Origin of the sequence: Variovorax sp. W2I14, assembly GCF_050435205.1 — a bacterium.
Lineage (GTDB): Bacteria > Pseudomonadota > Gammaproteobacteria > Burkholderiales > Burkholderiaceae_C > Variovorax > Variovorax paradoxus_C.
The window spans coordinates 6,629,483-6,645,295 of sequence record NZ_JBNDJX010000001.1 but is presented as its reverse complement, the minus strand read 5'-3'; the positions used below and the strand labels follow the sequence as shown (position 1 = coordinate 6,645,295).

Here is a 15,813-nt window from a genome sequence, read left to right as displayed (position 1 = left end):
CCCGCGCGTTTCGTTGCAGTCCTGCAACAAAGGACTTAGCCTATCTGTCGCACCACAATGCGAAACAAGAACGTAACTTTTTGCAGCACTTTCGAGGTGCGTTCAAATAGGCGAATGACGCTCTCGCTTGACCCCGTTCTCACCGCAACAGATGCGGCTTTGCGCACCCTTTTTGCTCGCCCTCACGCAACGCGAACCATGCCCATCCTGTCCCAGGCTCCCGCTGAGATGGACGAGAAAGAGCGCCGCCAAGCCGGCGCGCTCATGCGAGTCAACCATGTCGGAGAAGTCTGTGCACAGGCGCTTTACACAGCCCAGGCAGCCGTGGCGCGCGATCCAAGCCTGCGCGCTCAATTCCTTGAAGCTGCGCACGAAGAGACCGATCACTTGGCCTGGACACGCCAGCGCCTGGACGATTTGGGTGATCGGCCTTCGCTGTTGAATCCGCTCTGGTATGCCGGCGCTTTCGGGCTCGGCCTCGTTGCCGGCCGACTGGGGGATCCTTGGAGCCTGGGTTTCGTGGCCGAAACTGAACGTCAGGTGGAGGCTCATCTCGACAGCCATCTGGATCGACTCCCGTTATCCGACAGTGCCTCCCGGGCCGTGGTCGAGCAAATGAAGTCCGACGAGGCGCGTCATGCAGCGCAGGCCGTCGATGCCGGCGCCGCTGAACTCCCGCCGCCGGTCAAGGCCTTGATGCGTCTGGCCTCACGCGTGATGACCACTGTGGCGCATCGGATCTAAAACGCCCCCAGCCTCAGGTTTCGATCAGATCGAAGCTGGTGGTGATCTCGGCCGTCTTCGCCAGCATGATGCTGGCCGAGCAATAGGTCTCGTGACTCAGTGCAATTGCACGCTCCACTGCGGAAGCGGGGATCGCCTTGCCGGCCACCGTGAAATGCATGTGGATCTTGGTGAAGACCTTGGGATCCTTTTCCGCACGTTCGCTGGTCAGCTTGACGCTGCAACGCTCGACGCGATGTCGGCCTCTTTTCAATATCAGCACCACGTCATAGGCAGTGCAGCCACCGGTACCGGCCAGCACCGTCTCCATCGGCCTCGCGGCAAGGTTCTGGCCGCCGTTCTCCGGCTTGGCCGCGTCGGGCGCGCCATCCATCATCAGGACATGACCACTGCCGGTCTCGGCGACAAAGCCCATGGCCGAACGCGTTCCGGCGTCGCCGGTCCAACTCACTGTGCATTCCATGATTCTTCGGATTCCAGTCAGGATGCCCGGCAAAAACGCACGTCGGCATCGGATTTGTGTGGGAAAAGCATCACTCGCTTGTTGCAACGCAACAAACAGTCGATATACTTTATTTCATCGCGCATACGTTTGCGCCCACAGTTGTCTCCTCCACCCTTCCAATTGGTGGATTTAGCCCCGAGCTGCAAAGCTCGGGGCTTTTTTCTTTGCCGGTTGCCCGACGCGGCCGGAGTCCCCACTCTAGTTTTCGCCCCAAAAGGGCAACTGCTCTGGCTGCCCTGGCTGTTGCCGGTGTTGCCTCGGCTCAGTCGTCCGTCACGCTGTTCGGTGTGGTCGACGCGTCGATCAGCGGCTACTCGTCCACCTCGCGTGACCAAAATAATGGTTTCACGTACAACGCACAGGGCGTCGCCACTGGCTTCAACCCGCTCTACCTGAACAAAGGCAGCGTGAAGGTCAGCCGCACGGCCTTGGCCAACAGTGGCTACAACTCCAGCCGCCTGGGCTTCCGTGGTACGGAAGACCTCGGCGGTGGCCTGGCAGCCAGCTTCTGGCTCGAAGCCCCGATCGCCAACGACGACGGCGCCACTGGCGTTGCGTCGTTCAAGCGCCGCTCGACAGTGAGCCTTTCGGGTGGTTTCGGTGAGGTCCGTTTAGGTCGTGACTACACGCCCACGTTCTGGAACGACACCGTGTTCGATCCGTTCGGCACCAACGGCGTTGGCAGTAACTTGATCAATACGGCCAACGGCTTCAATGTCGACACGAATGGAGCCAAAGACACTGGAGGCTTCGGTGGCAACCAGAACTACGACCGTGCCAGTAACTCGATCGGCTACTTCCTGCCGCCGAACCTGGGGGGGTTCTACGGTCAAGTGATGTACGCGTTCCATGAGCAGGACAAGTACGACAACGGCAACTTCACGCCGAAGACCGGCACCGGTTTCGTTCTGAACCCGAAGACCGGCGCAATCGAGCAAGCCAGCGTTGCCAAGAGCCGCACCGGCCGTTACGTCGGCGGCCGCTTCGGCTATGCAAACGGTCCTCTGGACGTTGCAGTTGCTTATGGCAGCAGCACCGTTGGCGACCAGTTCTATGCAGGCATCACCAACAAGGTCGACACTCTGAACTTCGGCGCTTCGTACGACTTCGGTCCCCTGAAGCTCTTCGGTGAATTCTCGAAGGCCAAGAACAAGCTGGACTACGAAATGACGCCTACCCTGGGCGGCCGTCCCGACATCGACCTGACCGGTTACCTGCTCGGCGTGACCGTGCCGGTCGGTGCTGGCCTGATTCGCGCTTCGTACTCGAGCGTCAAGTACGACGAGAACTTGGTCGCACAGTCTCCCTTCGCGGTCATCCCCGAAGACAAGAAGGCCAACAAGCTGGCAATCGGCTACGTGCACAACCTGTCGAAGCGCACGGCTCTGTACGCAACGGTCGCTCGCGTCAGCAACAAGAACGGTGCAGCTCTGACTGTTGGCGGCCCTGGTTTCGTGACCGCTGGTGGCTTCACCCCGAAGACCTCGACCGGCTACGACTTCGGTCTCCGTCACGCGTTCTGACCTTCTTCGTTTGATCCCGATGCTGGCTCGCGCCAGTTCGAATCAGCAAAGCCTCAAGTCGCCCGGCGCAAGCCAGGCGACTTTTTGTTCTTTGCCCTCAGCTCATCCGGCCTCGCCGGCTTTGCAGCAGCCCCACATTCATTTCTCCGCTCAAAACAGATGCGTAGAAACGTTCGATCATGTTGACGCTCGTTCGCGCATTGCGCGCCAAGGTCAGCATGTCGATGCCTTGCCCATACAAGAGTCGCAACGTGATTGCGGTATGGCGCAAGCAATAGAGCGTTCTAGATTGACCCAGCGGCCCCTTCCCGAGCCGCGTCACATCGAGAACCCAATGGAAAAAGAAATTGAGCACCGCAAGGGCGTGCTCGCGATTCTTCAAATGAGGCAGGAAAAGATAGTCGTCCGCTCCGCCGAAACCATGTTCCCGGCGCTCGGCGAGCAAGCACTCATAGACACGCACAGCCGGCCGCAAGCTCACGATCGGTTGGCTGTGCCGCTTGCTCTCCGGCAGGTTCATCCGCAGGTAGACATGCTTGCCGCGCACTACTTCGATGTGCTTGTGCTTCATGAGCTTGATATCGCTCGGACGAACAAAGGTGTTCACCATCCAGCGAATCAGCCAGGGCAGCTCGTCCGGCATGGCCAGATGCTCGCGTGCGATCCAGAACCGCTCGCCGGCGCCCAACCGGCTGAGCACCGGATGCGAATTTCCGCGCAGCCTTCGCGCTGCAGCAACGATCGCCCGGTACTCCGAAACGCTGAAGCTCCCGCGCGGCTGGCTGCGCACCTTGACCTTGGGAAACAGCGGCGCCTCGCGCAGCACGCCGGTGTGCACACCGTGCATCACGACCTTGCGCAGCAGCACCAGGTACTGCGCGATCGTCGTGCTGGTGAAACCCTGTTCGCCAAGGCGATCGATCAGTCGCTGCGCGTCGGATGTGGCAAACGACTGGGCGGGCAAATTTCCCAGCAGCGGAACGATGTGCGCGCGCAATCTGTTGCCCATCACTTGCCATGTGGCGCGTCCGATTTCTCCTCGTTGAACGCGCGCCGCTTCGGCTTGCATCAGTCCCTTCGAAAGGTCACTGACAAAAACCGTTAACAAATTCTGCTCAAAAGTAATTTCATTTGCAGGCGTATGAATTGCAGGATAGGTGCGCGCAAAAAATCCAGAATCATTTGCGGCTGTCATGCTATCGAAGAGGTTTATGACATTTGTGTCCATGTCATACCTCGCATGCAATCTCGATACCATTTATCATTGGTAAACAAATGAAAATTCCCTTGAAAAAAAATGTGCGCCAAGCACCTGTACCGGCGCAATTGACGCCCGCCGACTATCTCAGAAAAATTCTCAACGCCCGGGTGTACGACGTCGCCGTCGAGTCCGCGCTTGAGAAGGCGCGCGCACTCAGCGAACGTTTAAGTTGCACCGTATTGCTCAAGCGCGAAGACCAGCAACCGGTATTCAGCTTCAAACTTCGGGGCGCTTACAACAAGATGGCGCATTTGAGCGCCGCGCAATTGGCAAGCGGCGTGATCTGCGCCTCGGCCGGCAATCACGCGCAAGGCGTTGCACTCGGCGCGCGAAAGCTCGGCACGCGCGCAGTGATCGTCATGCCGGTGACGACGCCCAAATTGAAGATCGATGCCGTGCGCGGTTTCGGCGGTGAAATCGTCTTGCACGGCGACAGTTATTCCGATGCCTATCTGCACGCGCTCGAATTGCAGAAGCAACAGAACCTGACCTTCGTCCACCCCTTCGACGACCCGGACGTCATCGCAGGACAGGGCACCATCGCGATGGAAATCCTGCGCCAGCACCAAGGCCCGCTCGATGCGGTCTTCGTCGCGATCGGCGGCGGCGGCTTGATCTCCGGCGTGGCCAACTACATCAAGGCCGTGCGTCCCGAGATCAAGGTGATCGGCGTGCAGATGAACGACTCCGACGCGATGATGCAATCGGTCGCAGCCCACCAGCGCGTGAGCCTGCCTGACGTGGGCCTGTTCTCCGACGGCACCGCCGTCAAGCTGGTCGGCGAGGAAACCTTCCGCATCGCCAGCGAACTGGTCGACGAATACATCGCCGTCGACACCGATGCCGTTTGCGCCGCCATCAAGGACGTCTTCGTCGACACGCGCAGCATCGTCGAGCCCGCAGGCGCGTTGGCGGTGGCCGCAATCAAGCAGTACGTGGCCGAACATGGCCGCCGCGGCGAGACCTACGCAGCAATCCTGTGCGGCGCCAACATGAACTTCGATCGGCTGCGCTTCGTGGCCGAGCGCGCCGAGGTCGGTGAGGAACGCGAGGCGCTCTTCGCCGTCACGATCCCCGAGGAACGCGGCAGCTTCCGCCGCTTCTGCGAACTGGTCGGCGAACTGCCCGCGAGCGATGCCGAGGAATCGGGTTCGACCGGCGGCGCGCTGCGCAACGTGACCGAGTTCAACTACCGCATCAGCGACGCGGCCAAGGCGCACGTGTTCGTCGGCCTCACGACATCGACGCGTGGCGAATCGGCCACCATCGCACGCAGTTTCATCGACCACGGCTTCGACGCGCTCGACCTCACGCACGACGAGCTCGCCAAGGAGCATCTGCGGCACCTGGTCGGCGGGCGCACGGGCCTTGCGCACGACGAGCGCCTGCTGCGTTTCGTGTTCCCCGAGCGTCCGGGCGCGCTGCTCAAGTTCCTGAGCCTGATGCGGCCGAACTGGAACATCAGCCTCTTCCACTACCGCAACCAGGGCGCCGACTACGGACGCATCCTGGTCGGTCTGCAGGTGCCGGCCGGCGACGCTGCGGCCTTTGACGCGTTCCTCGAAAACCTGGGCTATCCCTACGTCGAGGAAACGGCCAACCCGGCCTACCGGCTGTTCCTGCAGGCCTGAGGCGCGGTCCTCGCAAACAACGAAAAAGCCGGCGCGAAGCCGGCTTTTCATGGGCGCTACACGCGCTATTGCGCGGCGATTGGCGCCTGCCCTTGCGGCTGTTGCGTCGCCTCGGTCGGGGGCGGCATCACCACGGCGGGCATGGTGGACGGCAACATCCCGGCCGACCTTTGCGCGGGTGGCTGAGCCGGCGCCGGCATGGGCGACACGCCCGAAATCGGCGGCGGCGGCAGCCCCACGCTGATCGGCGCGCGCACCGGAAGTTGCAGCGTGAACGCCGGTGGTCCGTCGGCCTGCGCGCCGAGCGTTGCCGCGCGCACGCCCACCGACTGCAGCACGTAGTTGTCGCCGACGCGCGAACCGACGCGGAAAGGTTTGGGCGGCTTGCCGTCGATGGCGATCAGGGCCGCGCCCTGGTTCGACGGATCGGCAACCACGCCCACCAGCGCGAAGCGGCTGGCCGCCTCAGGGGCCGCGGGCGCCGCTGACTGCGCGGAGACCACGCCGAGCAACCGCCCGACCGCTTCGGCATCCGCCGTGACCGAAGGCCGGGGCATCGCGGCCGCGGCGGCCACGGCATCTGCCGGTGACGAGAGGCGCAAGGCCCAGAACACCGCGGCGCCAGCGGCCAGCGCCCAAAGCCCCGTCGTTGCAAGTGGGGCATGCCAGCGGGCAGCGGAGTAAGGACTTGTCATGGGCGCGGATTATCATGCAGCGCGCTTTCCGAATCATGTCGCCCAACCTATGAACAAATTCCTTCGTGCCGCTTCCCGGACCGCCCAGCGCGGCTTCACGCTGATCGAACTGATGGTGGTGCTGGTCATCATCGGCGTGCTTGCCGCGCTGATCGTGCCGAACGTGATCGAGCGTGCCGACGACGCCCGCGTGACGGCCGCCCGCACCGACATCAACAACCTGATGCAAGCGCTCAAGCTCTACCGCCTGGACAACCAGCGCTACCCGACCGCCGAGCAGGGCCTGCAGTCGCTGCTGACGCGCCCGACCGTCGGTCCGGCCGCCCCGAACTGGAAGCCCTACGTCGAGAAGCTGCCCAACGACCCCTGGGGCCATCCCTACCAGTACATGAACCCAGGCATCAAGGGCGAAATCGACGTGCTCTCGTTCGGCGCCGATGGTCAGAACGGCGGCGAGGGCAAGAATGCCGACATCGGCAGCTGGCAATAGCAGCAAGGGCAGCAAGGGCAGCACGGCGCGCGGCTTCACGCTGCTCGAGCTGATCATCGTGATCGCGATCATCGCGATCGCCACCGCCAGCGTGAGCTTTGCGATGCGCGACACCAACGCCGCCAAGCTCGATCGCGAAGCCGACCGGCTCGCCGCGCTCCTCGAATCCGCCCGCGCCCAGTCGCGGGCCAGCGGCGTCGCCGTGCGGTGGCGGCCCGTCGAAGGCAGCTTCGTCTTCGACGGCCTGCCGGCCGATGCGATCCCGAGCGGCTGGGTCGCCGAAGGCATCACCGCCCAGGCCGCGCTTGGCAACGGCACGCTGGTTCCGGCGCTGCAGCTCGGGCCCGATCCGATCATCGCGGCGCAGCAGATCACGCTCTATTCCGCCGGCCCGCCTGCACGCTCGCTGCGCATCGCCACCGACGGCCTGCGCCCGTTCACCGTCTTCCCCGTGCCATGAGATTGCGGCGCGGAACAAGGGCATGGGCCTGCAGCGGCTTCACGCTGATCGAAGTGCTGATCGCGTTGGGCATCGTCGCGCTCGCGCTGGCCGCGGGCTCGCAGGCCACGATGTCGCTCACGCGCAATGCGCAGCGCCAGTCCGACCTCGTGCTGGCCGACCTGTGCGCCGAAAACGAACTCGCCAAGGCCCGCCTCTCGCGCCAGATGCCGGCCGTGGGCGACTCGGGCTCCATCTGCGTGCAGGCAGGCGCCTCGTTCAACGTGACGACCTCGACGGTGCCCACGCTCAATCCGAACTTCCGGCGGGTCGACGTGCAGGTGCGCGACGAGGTCAACTCACCGATCCTGCGCATCTCCACCGTGGTGGGCCGCTTCTGATGACGAAGACGAAGCAGAAGACCTCGCGCGGCTTCACGCTGATCGAGCTGCTCGTGGCCATCTCGGTGATGGCGCTGCTCTCGCTCGTGAGCTGGCGCGGGCTGGACAGCATGTCGCGCGCCACCACGCAGAACCAGCAGCGCGCCGACGCCATCCTGACCCTGCAGGCCACCCTCGCGCAATGGGGCGCCGACCTCGATGCGGTGACCTCGATCGCGCAGACCCGCCCGATCGACTGGGACGGCAACGTGCTGCGGCTCACGCGCCGCAGCAGCGATCCGACGGCGCCCGCCATGCTGGTGGTGGCCTGGACCCTGCGGCCGGGCGCCGAGGGCCCGCGCTGGCAGCGCTGGCAGTCGCAGGCCTTCACCACGCGCGGCGAATGGCAGCAGGCCTGGAACCTCGCGGCCTCCTGGGCGCAGGGCGGCGGCGCCCAAGGCGGCGGCTACAACGATGTGGTGCTGATGCCCGCCATCGGCTGGCAGCTTTACTACTTCCGCGACAACAACTGGACGCCCGCGGGTTCGCTGCCCACGGCACCCACCACGCCGGTCAATCCAGCCAACCCGGCCAACCCCGCAGGCCCGATCGTCAACATGCCCGACGGCGTGCGCCTGGTGATCAGCCTGCCGCCGGGCGACGGGCTGTCGGGCACGCTCACGCGCGATTGGGTCAAGCCGATCGTGGGGGGTGCGAAGTCATGACCCGGCGCATTACGGCACTCGGGCCACGTGCGCGCCGCCAGTCCGGCGCCGCGCTGCTCGCGGCGATGCTGACGGTGATGCTCGTCGCCACCTTCTCCGCTGCCGCGCTGTGGCAGCAATGGCGCGCAGCCGAAGTCGAAGGCGCCGAGCGCGCGCGCGTGCAGGCGGCCTGGGTGCTGATCGGCGCGCTCGACTGGTCGCGGCTGATCCTTGCCGAGGACGGCCGCGCCGGCGGCCCCGATCACCTGGGCGAACCCTGGGCGGTGCCGCTCGAGGAAGCGCGGCTCACCAGCTTCCTGTCGGCCGACAAGAACGTGTCGAGCGACAACCTCGACGGCCTGCCCGACGCCTTTCTCTCGGGCCGCATCGTCGATGCGCAGTCCAAGCTCAACGTGCTGTCGCTGGTCGATGCGGGCAAGCCGGTGCCGGCCAGCGTGGCCACCTTCACCCGCCTCTTCAACCTGCTGGGTCTGCCGGCCTCGGAGCTCAGCCAGATGACGACCGGGCTCGTGAGGACGCTGTCCACCGGCACCGACGAAGCCTCCGGCGGCGGCGATGCGGGCAATGCGCCCTTGATGCCGCAGGAGGTGTCGCAACTGGTGTGGCTCGGGCTTTCGCCATCGACCGCCGCGGCCATCGAGCCCTACGTGACGATCCTGCCGGTGCGCACCACGCTCAACCTCAACACCGCGAGCGCCGAGGCCATCAGCGCCAGCCTGGAAAACCTGCCGATTGCGACCGCACGCCAGTTGGTGGAGAAGCGCAACCGCTCCTACTTCAAGACCATCGACGAGGCCAATCAGGGGCTGCCCAGCGAAGGCTCCCGCTTCAACGCCACCCAGCACGGCGTGGGCACCCAGTACTTCGAGGTCTACGGGCGCCTCCGTCTGGACCGCACCTGGGTCGAGGAGCACTCGCTCCTGCAACGCAACGGCGTCACGGTGACGACGGTCTGGCGCACCCGCGGCGCCGGCGCAACAACGACTCCGGCTAAACCCTGAGTGCTGTTTACATATATTGATCAAAAAGCCTTATAACGCCCGTCACAACTGTCAACTACGCTATTCAAATAATAGCAATTGACTGTCAGACGCCCTCCTACAATCACCGGCTTTTCCGACCACCTCCATGACCCCGCTGCTGCTCATTGCCCCGCTGCCCCCGGCCGACGCCGCGGGTGAGTACGACTGGGCCCAGGCCGGCGACGACGGCATTGCATTGCGCGACCAGGGCCGTGCGCTGCTGGCGCTGTTGCCCTCGGGCAGCGAAGTCACGCTCGGCATTCCTTCCAAGGCGCTGTCGTGGCACCGCGTCACGCTGCCCAAGGGCAGCATGGGCAGCGCGTCGAAGCTGCGCGCCGTGCTCGACGGCCTGCTCGAAGAACACCTGCTCGACGACCCCGAGGCCCTGCACTTCGCGCTCGAGCCCGACGCGAAGGCCGGCGCCCCCGTGTGGGTGGCCGCATGCAACCGCATCTGGCTTCGCAGCATCGTGCAGGGGCTCGAAGCGGCCGGGCGCCGCGTCGTGCGCATCGTCCCCGAATTCGCACCGCAGTCCGCCGACGGCCCGCCGCTGCTGCAGATCACCGGCGAACCCGAAGCGCCGCAGCTCACCGTCTGCGACGCCGATGGCGTGGTCTCGCTGCCGCTGGCCGGCGCGGGCCTGGCGCTGTCGGGCAGCCTGCCGCTCGACACCGCCGTCATCACCACCGAGCCCGCGGTCGCCGAAGCGGCCGAGCGCCTGCTGGAGCGCCGCGTGCCGATCGTGAAGGCGCCGCAGCGCTGGCTCAACGCCGCGCGCACGCCGTGGGAGCTTGCGCAGTTCGATCTCGCCGCCACCGGCCGCGCGCGCGCCGGCAAGAAATTCGCCTCCGTGCTGCAGACGCTGCGCTATGCGCACGAATGGCGCGCCGCGCGCTGGGGCGTCGTCGTGCTGCTGCTGACGCAAGTGATCGGCCTCAACGCCTGGGCCTGGAAGGAGCGCGGCGCGCTCGAGTCCAAGCGCCAGGCCGCCAAGACCATCCTCACCCAGACCTTTCCCTCGGTGAAGATCGTGATCGACCCGCAATTGCAGATGACGCGTGAAGTCGCGGCGCTGCAGCAGGCCGTGGGCGACGTGGCCGCGACCGATTTCGAACCCATGGTCGGCGCGCTCGCCACCAACCTCCCGCTCGGCCGCACGCCTTCGGCCGTGGACTACACCAACGGCCAGTTGCGCCTGCGCGGCCTCGGGCTGCAGCCGTCGGAGGTCTCGCAGATCACCGGCGCAATGGCGCCGCGCGGCTACAACGTGCGCACCGAGGGCGATCTGCTGCTCGTGCAGGCCGAGACCACTCCCCGATGAACTTCAGCGAACAACTCAAGGCCCGCTGGGCTGCCCTCGCGATGCGCGAGCGCCAGATGGTCGGCGGCGCCATCGCGCTCGTGGCACTGGCCTTGCTCTGGTGGATTGCGCTCGCTCCCGCGTTGCGCACGCTGGCCGCGGCACCGGCCGAACACGCGCAGCTCGATGCGCAACTCCAGCAGATGGCCACCTTGCAGAACCGCGCGAAGGCGCTGCAGTCGCAACCCCGGCTCGCCCGCGACGAGGCGCTGCGCTCGCTCGAAACTTCGGTGCGCGAGGGCTTGGGCGTCAACAACGCGCAGCTCATGACGGCAGGCGGCGACGGCGCCACCGTCACGCTGCGCGCCACGCCCGCCAGCACGGTCGCCCAGTGGCTCGCGCAGGCACGCGGCAATGCGCATGCGGTGCCGCGCGAAGTGCACCTCACGCGCGCGCCCGCCACCCCGCCGGCGCCCGGCAACAAGGACAAGGACGCGCCGCAGCTTCCGCAGGTCCGCTGGGAGGGCACCGTCGTGATGGCGTTGCCCGCCCCCCGGTGAACAGACAGCCCGGCATGGCGACGCGCTCCCCGCTTTCCGCGCTCTCCGAGCCCAAGCCGCGACGCGGCTGGCGCTGGGCCCTCCTCGGCATCGTGATCGGCGCGGTGCTGGCGGTGGTGCTGTTCGCACCCGCGCGCTGGCTCGCCTCGGCGCTGTCGAACTGGAGCCAGGGCCGGCTGCTGCTGGTCAATCCGCGCGGCACGGTATGGAACGGCGCGGCTGCGGTGGTGTTCGCCAGCGGCACCGGCAGCGCGCAGGCCGTTTCGCTGCCCGGCCTCCTGCACTGGCGCCTGCGCCCGAGCTTCAGCGGCGTCTTCGCCTCGCTCGACCTGCCCTGCTGCGCTCCGCGTCCGCTCGAACTCAAGGCCAGCCCGCGCGGCAACGGCGTGCTGCTCGACTGGCAGGACGGTCGCTCGCGCTGGCCCGCCACGATGCTCACCGGCCTCGGTGCCCCGTGGAATACGCTCAAGCTCGACGGCGCGCTCGACCTCTCCACCAAGGCCTTCTCGCTGCAATGGGACGGCCCGGTGCTGCGCATCGCGGGCCAGGCCACGCTCGACGCCACCGACGTTTCTTCCAGCCTGTCGACCCTCAAGCCGATGGGCAGCTACCGGCTCTCGCTCGAAGGCGGCAACAGCCCCACGCTCCTGCTCAGCACGCGCGAAGGCAGCCTGCAACTGAACGGCAGCGGCAGCTGGAACGGCACCGCCTTCCGCTTCAACGGCGAAGCCAGTGCCGCGGCCGGCCGCGAAGACGCTCTTTCCAATTTGTTGAACATCATCGGACGGCGCGACAACGCGCGTTCGATCATCACCCTGGGTTGACCATGATGAAGCCACTGTCCACGCCCGGCGCCCGCCTCGGCATCGTCGCGCTCGCGGCGCGCCTGCTGATCGCGGCGTCCTTCCTGCAGGTGCTGCCGCCCGCCTTCGCGCAGGGCGATGCGCCGCGCCGCGGCGAGCCGATCACGCTCAACTTCTCCAATGCCGACATCGAGGCCGTGGCCCGCACCATGGCGGTGGTCACCGGACGCGACGTGGTGGTCGATCCGCGCGTGAAGGGCACGATGAACCTGGTCACCGACCGCGCCATCCAGCCGGCCGCCGCCTTCAACCAGTTCGCCTCGGCGCTGCGCCTGCAGGGCTTTGCGGTGGTGGAGGCCGACGGCCTCTACAAGGTGGTGCCCGAGGCCGACGCCAAGCTGCAGAGCAGCACCGTGAACACCTCGATCGGCGCGACCTCGTCGTCGGGCAGCAACCAGATCGTCACGCAGATCTTTCGGCTGAACTACGAGTCGCCCAACAGCCTGCTGCCGGTGCTGCGCCCGCTGATTCCGCCGAACAACACCATCAACGTGAACCCGGGCAACAACTCGCTCGTGATCACCGACTACGCCGACAACATGCGCCGCCTCGCGCGAATCATCGCGGCGCTCGACGTGCCGAATGCGTCGGACATCGAGATCATTCAGCTCAAGCACTCGGTCGCGAGCGACCTGCTGCCGCTGGTGCAGCGGCTGGTCGACGGCAGCGGTTCGGGCGCTGCACCGGGTGCTGCGCCGGGCGCGGTCGATGCGTCGTTCCGCACGACGCTGCTTGCCGATCCGCGCAGCAATTCGCTCATCCTGCGTGCGGCCAATCCGGCGCGCGCGCAACTGGTGCGCACGCTGGTCGAGAAGCTCGATCGTCCGCCCGCGGAGAGCAGCAACGGCCTGGCCGGCAACATCTACGTGGTCTATCTGAAGAACGCCGATGCGGTGCGGCTCGCTGCGACGTTGCGTGCAGCGATGGCGGCGAACCAGCAGGCCACGCCGGGTACGCCCGGTGCCGCGGGCGGCGGCAGCAGCCCGGCGCCGCAGCAGGCCAGCTTCCAGCAGAACAACCAGAGCAGCATGGGCGGCAGCAGCGGGCAAGGTGGCTCAGCGGCTGCCAATGCGCCGCTCAACAACGCCAACCAGCCCTCCACCGGCGGACAGATCCAGGCCGACCCATCGACCAACTCACTGATCATCACGGCACCCGAGCCGCAGTACCGCCAGATGCGCGCGGTGATCGACAAGCTCGACGGCCGCCGCGCGCAGGTGATGATCGAAGCGCTGATCGTGGAGGTCAGCGCCAACAAGGCGGCGAACTTCGGCGTCCAGTGGCAGAGCGCGCTGGGCAACAACGCGGTCATCGGCACCAACTCCAGCCTCAACAGGAACAACATCCTGGCCCTCACGCAGGCCTTGGCCACCCGCAACCCCGCGGGTCTGGCCTCCTCGATCCAGCCGGGGCTGAACCTGGGCATTGCCGGCAAGATCGGCGGCCAGTACATCCTGGGCGCCATCGCCAACTTCTTCAACAGCGACGGCGATGCCAACGTGCTCTCGACGCCCAACCTGCTGACGCTGGACAACGAAGAGGCCAAGATCATCATCGGCCAGAACGTGCCCTTTCCCACCGGCTCGTACGCGAGCACCTCGGGCTCGGTGGGCGTGAACCCGTTCACCACCGTGGAGCGCAAGGACGTGGGCCTCACCCTGCGCGTGCGCCCGACGATCAACGAGAACGGCACGGTGCGCATGACGATCTTTCAGGAGACCTCCACGGTCGACCAGAACTCGCTGGCCAACCCCAACGGCCCGACCACCAACAAGCGCTCGATCGAATCGAGCGTGCTGGTGGAAGACGGCGGACTGGTGATGCTGGGCGGGCTGCTGTCGGACACCTACAACAACAACATCGAGAAGATCCCGCTGGCCGGCGACATCCCGGTGCTGGGCAACCTGTTCAAGAACGAGAACCGCACGCGCAACAAGAGCAACCTCATGATGTTCCTGCGCCCGGCGGTAATGCGCGACGGCGCCTCGACCGAAGCCTTTGCCTACGACCGCTACGACGAGATCCGCGGCCAGCAGTTGCAGGTGCAGCCCAACACCGACAACGTGATGCTGCGCGGCGTGAACGCCGCCCCGGTGCTGCCCGAAGCGGCGCTGCAGCGCTCGAACAACCGCGGCAACGGCAGCACCCGCATGGAGGGCACGCAGTTGATTCCGCCGCCGCAGCCTTTGGCGGACACACGCAAGCTCGCACCGAGCCCGTTGCGCGGTGCCCTGCCGCCGACGGCCGACCCGGTCTCCTCGCGCGAAATGCCTTGATGTCCATGCGCTACCCGCTTCCCTACGCGTTCGCACGCAGCCAGCAACTCCTTCTCGAAGAGGCCGACGACGGCCGCTACACGCTGTGGATGTCGGACCACCCCGCGCGCAGCGCGGTCGGCGAAGTGGCGCGCAAGTACAGCGTGCAGGCCTTCGAGGTGCTGGCCGACGCACCGCTCGCGCAGCGCATCAGCGCGGCCTATTCGCAGGGCGAATCGAGTGCCGCCGCGGTGGTGAGCGAAGTGCAGAACGACGCCGATCTCTCGCGGATGATGCAGGAGCTGCCGGCTGTCGAAGACTTGCTGGCGAGCGCGGGCGATGCGCCCATCATCCGCATGCTCAACGCACTGCTCACGCAGGCTGCGCGCGACGGCGCGAGCGACATCCACATCGAACCCTACGAGCGCACCTCGTCCGTGCGCTTTCGCATCGACGGCACGCTGCGCGAGGTGGTGCAGCCCAACCGCGCGCTGCACGCCGCGCTGATCTCGCGCCTGAAGATCATGGCCGACCTCGACATCTCCGAGAAGCGGCTGCCGCAGGACGGGCGCATCAGCCTGCGCATCGGCACGCGCGCGGTTGATGTGCGCGTTTCCACGCTGCCGAGTGCGCATGGCGAACGCGCGGTGCTGCGCCTTTTGGACAAGAGCGAATCGAAGCTCACGCTCGAATCGGTGGGCATGCTGGGCGACACGCTGCAGCGCTTCGAAAAGCTCATCACGCAGCCGCACGGCATCATCCTGGTGACCGGCCCGACCGGCTCGGGCAAGACCACCACGCTGTATGCCGCGCTGGCCCGGCTCGATGCGAGCCGCAGCAACATCATGACGGTGGAAGACCCCATCGAGTACGAGCTGCCGGGCGTGGGCCAGACGCAGATCAACGCGAAGATCGAGCTCACCTTCGCGAAGGCCCTGCGCGCGATCCTCCGGCAAGACCCGGACGTGATCATGATCGGCGAAATCCGCGACTTCGAAACCGCGCAGATCGCCATCCAGGCTTCGCTCACCGGCCACCTGGTGCTTGCGACGCTGCACACGAACGATTCGGTCAGCGCCGTCACGCGCCTCACCGACATGGGCGTGGAGCCCTTCCTCCTGAGCTCGTCGCTCCTGGGCGTGCTCGCGCAGCGCCTCGTGCGCAAGGTCTGCACGAGCTGCGCGGGCGCGGGCTGCGACGTCTGCGGGCAAACGGGCTACCAGGGCCGCACCGGCATCTTCGAATTGCTGGTGGCCGATGAAACCGTGCAGGGCCTCATCCACAGCAAGGCGGCCGAGAGCGAGCTGCTCAAGGCCGGCGCGCTCGGCGGCCTGCGGCTCATGCGCGAAGACGGCGAACGGCTGGTGCAGGCCGGCATCACCTCGCGTGCAGAGCTGCTGCGCGTGACACGCGATTAGCG

Annotated in this window: 16 protein-coding genes; 13 read left to right on the top strand and 3 right to left on the bottom strand. The window is 66.2% G+C overall.

Annotated elements, in window-relative coordinates; translation table 11 throughout:
• Positions 1-114: 114 nt before the first annotated feature.
• The gene (gene coq7, locus QF040_RS30960; protein ID WP_429614127.1) at positions 115-744 is read left to right on the top strand and encodes a 2-polyprenyl-3-methyl-6-methoxy-1,4-benzoquinone monooxygenase; all 630 of its coding nucleotides are present in this window, start codon (positions 115-117) and stop codon (positions 742-744) included.
• Between the two features lie 13 nt (positions 745-757).
• Here coq7 and QF040_RS30955 read toward each other — a convergent pair whose 3' ends face one another.
• Positions 758-1,207: an OsmC family protein gene (locus QF040_RS30955; protein ID WP_013539632.1), complete on the bottom strand. Its 450-nt coding sequence runs from the start codon at positions 1,205-1,207 to the stop codon at positions 758-760.
• A gap of 269 nt (positions 1,208-1,476) precedes the next feature.
• Here QF040_RS30955 and QF040_RS30950 point away from each other — a divergent pair, with 269 nt between their 5' ends.
• A complete protein-coding gene (locus QF040_RS30950; protein WP_429614718.1) occupies positions 1,477-2,772 on the top strand; it encodes a porin in 1,296 nt (431 codons plus the stop codon).
• 97 nt (positions 2,773-2,869) lie between these two features.
• Here the strand turns inward: QF040_RS30950 and QF040_RS30945 are convergent, their stop codons facing one another.
• Positions 2,870-4,000, bottom strand: a complete 1,131-nt coding sequence (locus QF040_RS30945; RefSeq protein WP_429614126.1) for a hypothetical protein — start codon at positions 3,998-4,000, stop codon at positions 2,870-2,872.
• Positions 4,001-4,047: 47 nt separating this feature from the next.
• On the opposite strand from QF040_RS30945, the gene ilvA reads away from it, so the two are divergent.
• Entirely contained in the window at positions 4,048-5,664 is a 1,617-nt protein-coding gene (ilvA, locus tag QF040_RS30940) for a threonine ammonia-lyase, biosynthetic (protein WP_429614125.1), read from the top strand.
• A 65-nt stretch (positions 5,665-5,729) separates the two neighbouring features.
• On the opposite strand, the gene QF040_RS30935 is transcribed toward ilvA, so the two are convergent.
• A complete protein-coding gene (locus QF040_RS30935) occupies positions 5,730-6,359 on the bottom strand; it encodes a type II secretion system protein N (protein ID WP_429614124.1) in 630 nt (209 codons plus the stop codon).
• A gap of 49 nt (positions 6,360-6,408) precedes the next feature.
• On the opposite strand from QF040_RS30935, the gene gspG reads away from it, so the two are divergent.
• From gspG to QF040_RS30885, 10 genes are all read left to right on the top strand, one after another.
• Complete coding sequence (gene gspG / locus QF040_RS30930) at positions 6,409-6,849, top strand: type II secretion system major pseudopilin GspG (protein ID WP_013539627.1); 441 nt, start codon at positions 6,409-6,411, stop codon at positions 6,847-6,849.
• Entirely contained in the window at positions 6,824-7,309 is a 486-nt protein-coding gene (locus QF040_RS30925) for a prepilin-type N-terminal cleavage/methylation domain-containing protein (RefSeq protein WP_429614123.1), read from the top strand. Before gspG ends, QF040_RS30925 begins: the two co-directional genes overlap by 26 nt.
• Complete coding sequence (gspI, locus tag QF040_RS30920) at positions 7,306-7,689, top strand: type II secretion system minor pseudopilin GspI (protein WP_013539625.1); 384 nt, start codon at positions 7,306-7,308, stop codon at positions 7,687-7,689. Before QF040_RS30925 ends, gspI begins: the two co-directional genes overlap by 4 nt.
• Complete coding sequence (locus tag QF040_RS30915; protein ID WP_429614122.1) at positions 7,689-8,393, top strand: PulJ/GspJ family protein; 705 nt, start codon at positions 7,689-7,691, stop codon at positions 8,391-8,393. The genes gspI and QF040_RS30915 overlap by 1 nt, the downstream gene beginning before the upstream one ends.
• Positions 8,390-9,394 carry a type II secretion system minor pseudopilin GspK gene (gene gspK / locus QF040_RS30910; RefSeq protein ID WP_429614121.1) on the top strand — a complete coding sequence of 335 codons (1,005 nt, stop codon included), beginning with the start codon at positions 8,390-8,392 and terminating at the stop codon, positions 9,392-9,394. Before QF040_RS30915 ends, gspK begins: the two co-directional genes overlap by 4 nt.
• A 127-nt stretch (positions 9,395-9,521) precedes the next feature.
• The gene (gspL, locus tag QF040_RS30905) at positions 9,522-10,736 is read left to right on the top strand and encodes a type II secretion system protein GspL (RefSeq protein ID WP_429614120.1); all 1,215 of its coding nucleotides are present in this window, start codon (positions 9,522-9,524) and stop codon (positions 10,734-10,736) included.
• Positions 10,733-11,275: a type II secretion system protein GspM gene (gene gspM / locus QF040_RS30900; RefSeq protein WP_306880217.1), complete on the top strand. Its 543-nt coding sequence runs from the start codon at positions 10,733-10,735 to the stop codon at positions 11,273-11,275. Before gspL ends, gspM begins: the two co-directional genes overlap by 4 nt.
• 14 nt (positions 11,276-11,289) lie before the next feature.
• Positions 11,290-12,099: a type II secretion system protein N gene (gene gspN, locus QF040_RS30895; RefSeq protein WP_429614119.1), complete on the top strand. Its 810-nt coding sequence runs from the start codon at positions 11,290-11,292 to the stop codon at positions 12,097-12,099.
• A 2-nt stretch (positions 12,100-12,101) separates the two neighbouring features.
• Entirely contained in the window at positions 12,102-14,414 is a 2,313-nt protein-coding gene (gspD, locus tag QF040_RS30890) for a type II secretion system secretin GspD (RefSeq protein ID WP_429614118.1), read from the top strand.
• Between the two features lie 5 nt (positions 14,415-14,419).
• Positions 14,420-15,811 (top strand): GspE/PulE family protein, encoded by a 1,392-nt coding sequence (locus tag QF040_RS30885; protein ID WP_041943347.1) that lies wholly within the window; start codon positions 14,420-14,422, stop codon positions 15,809-15,811.
• The last annotated feature ends 2 nt before the right edge of the window (positions 15,812-15,813 follow it).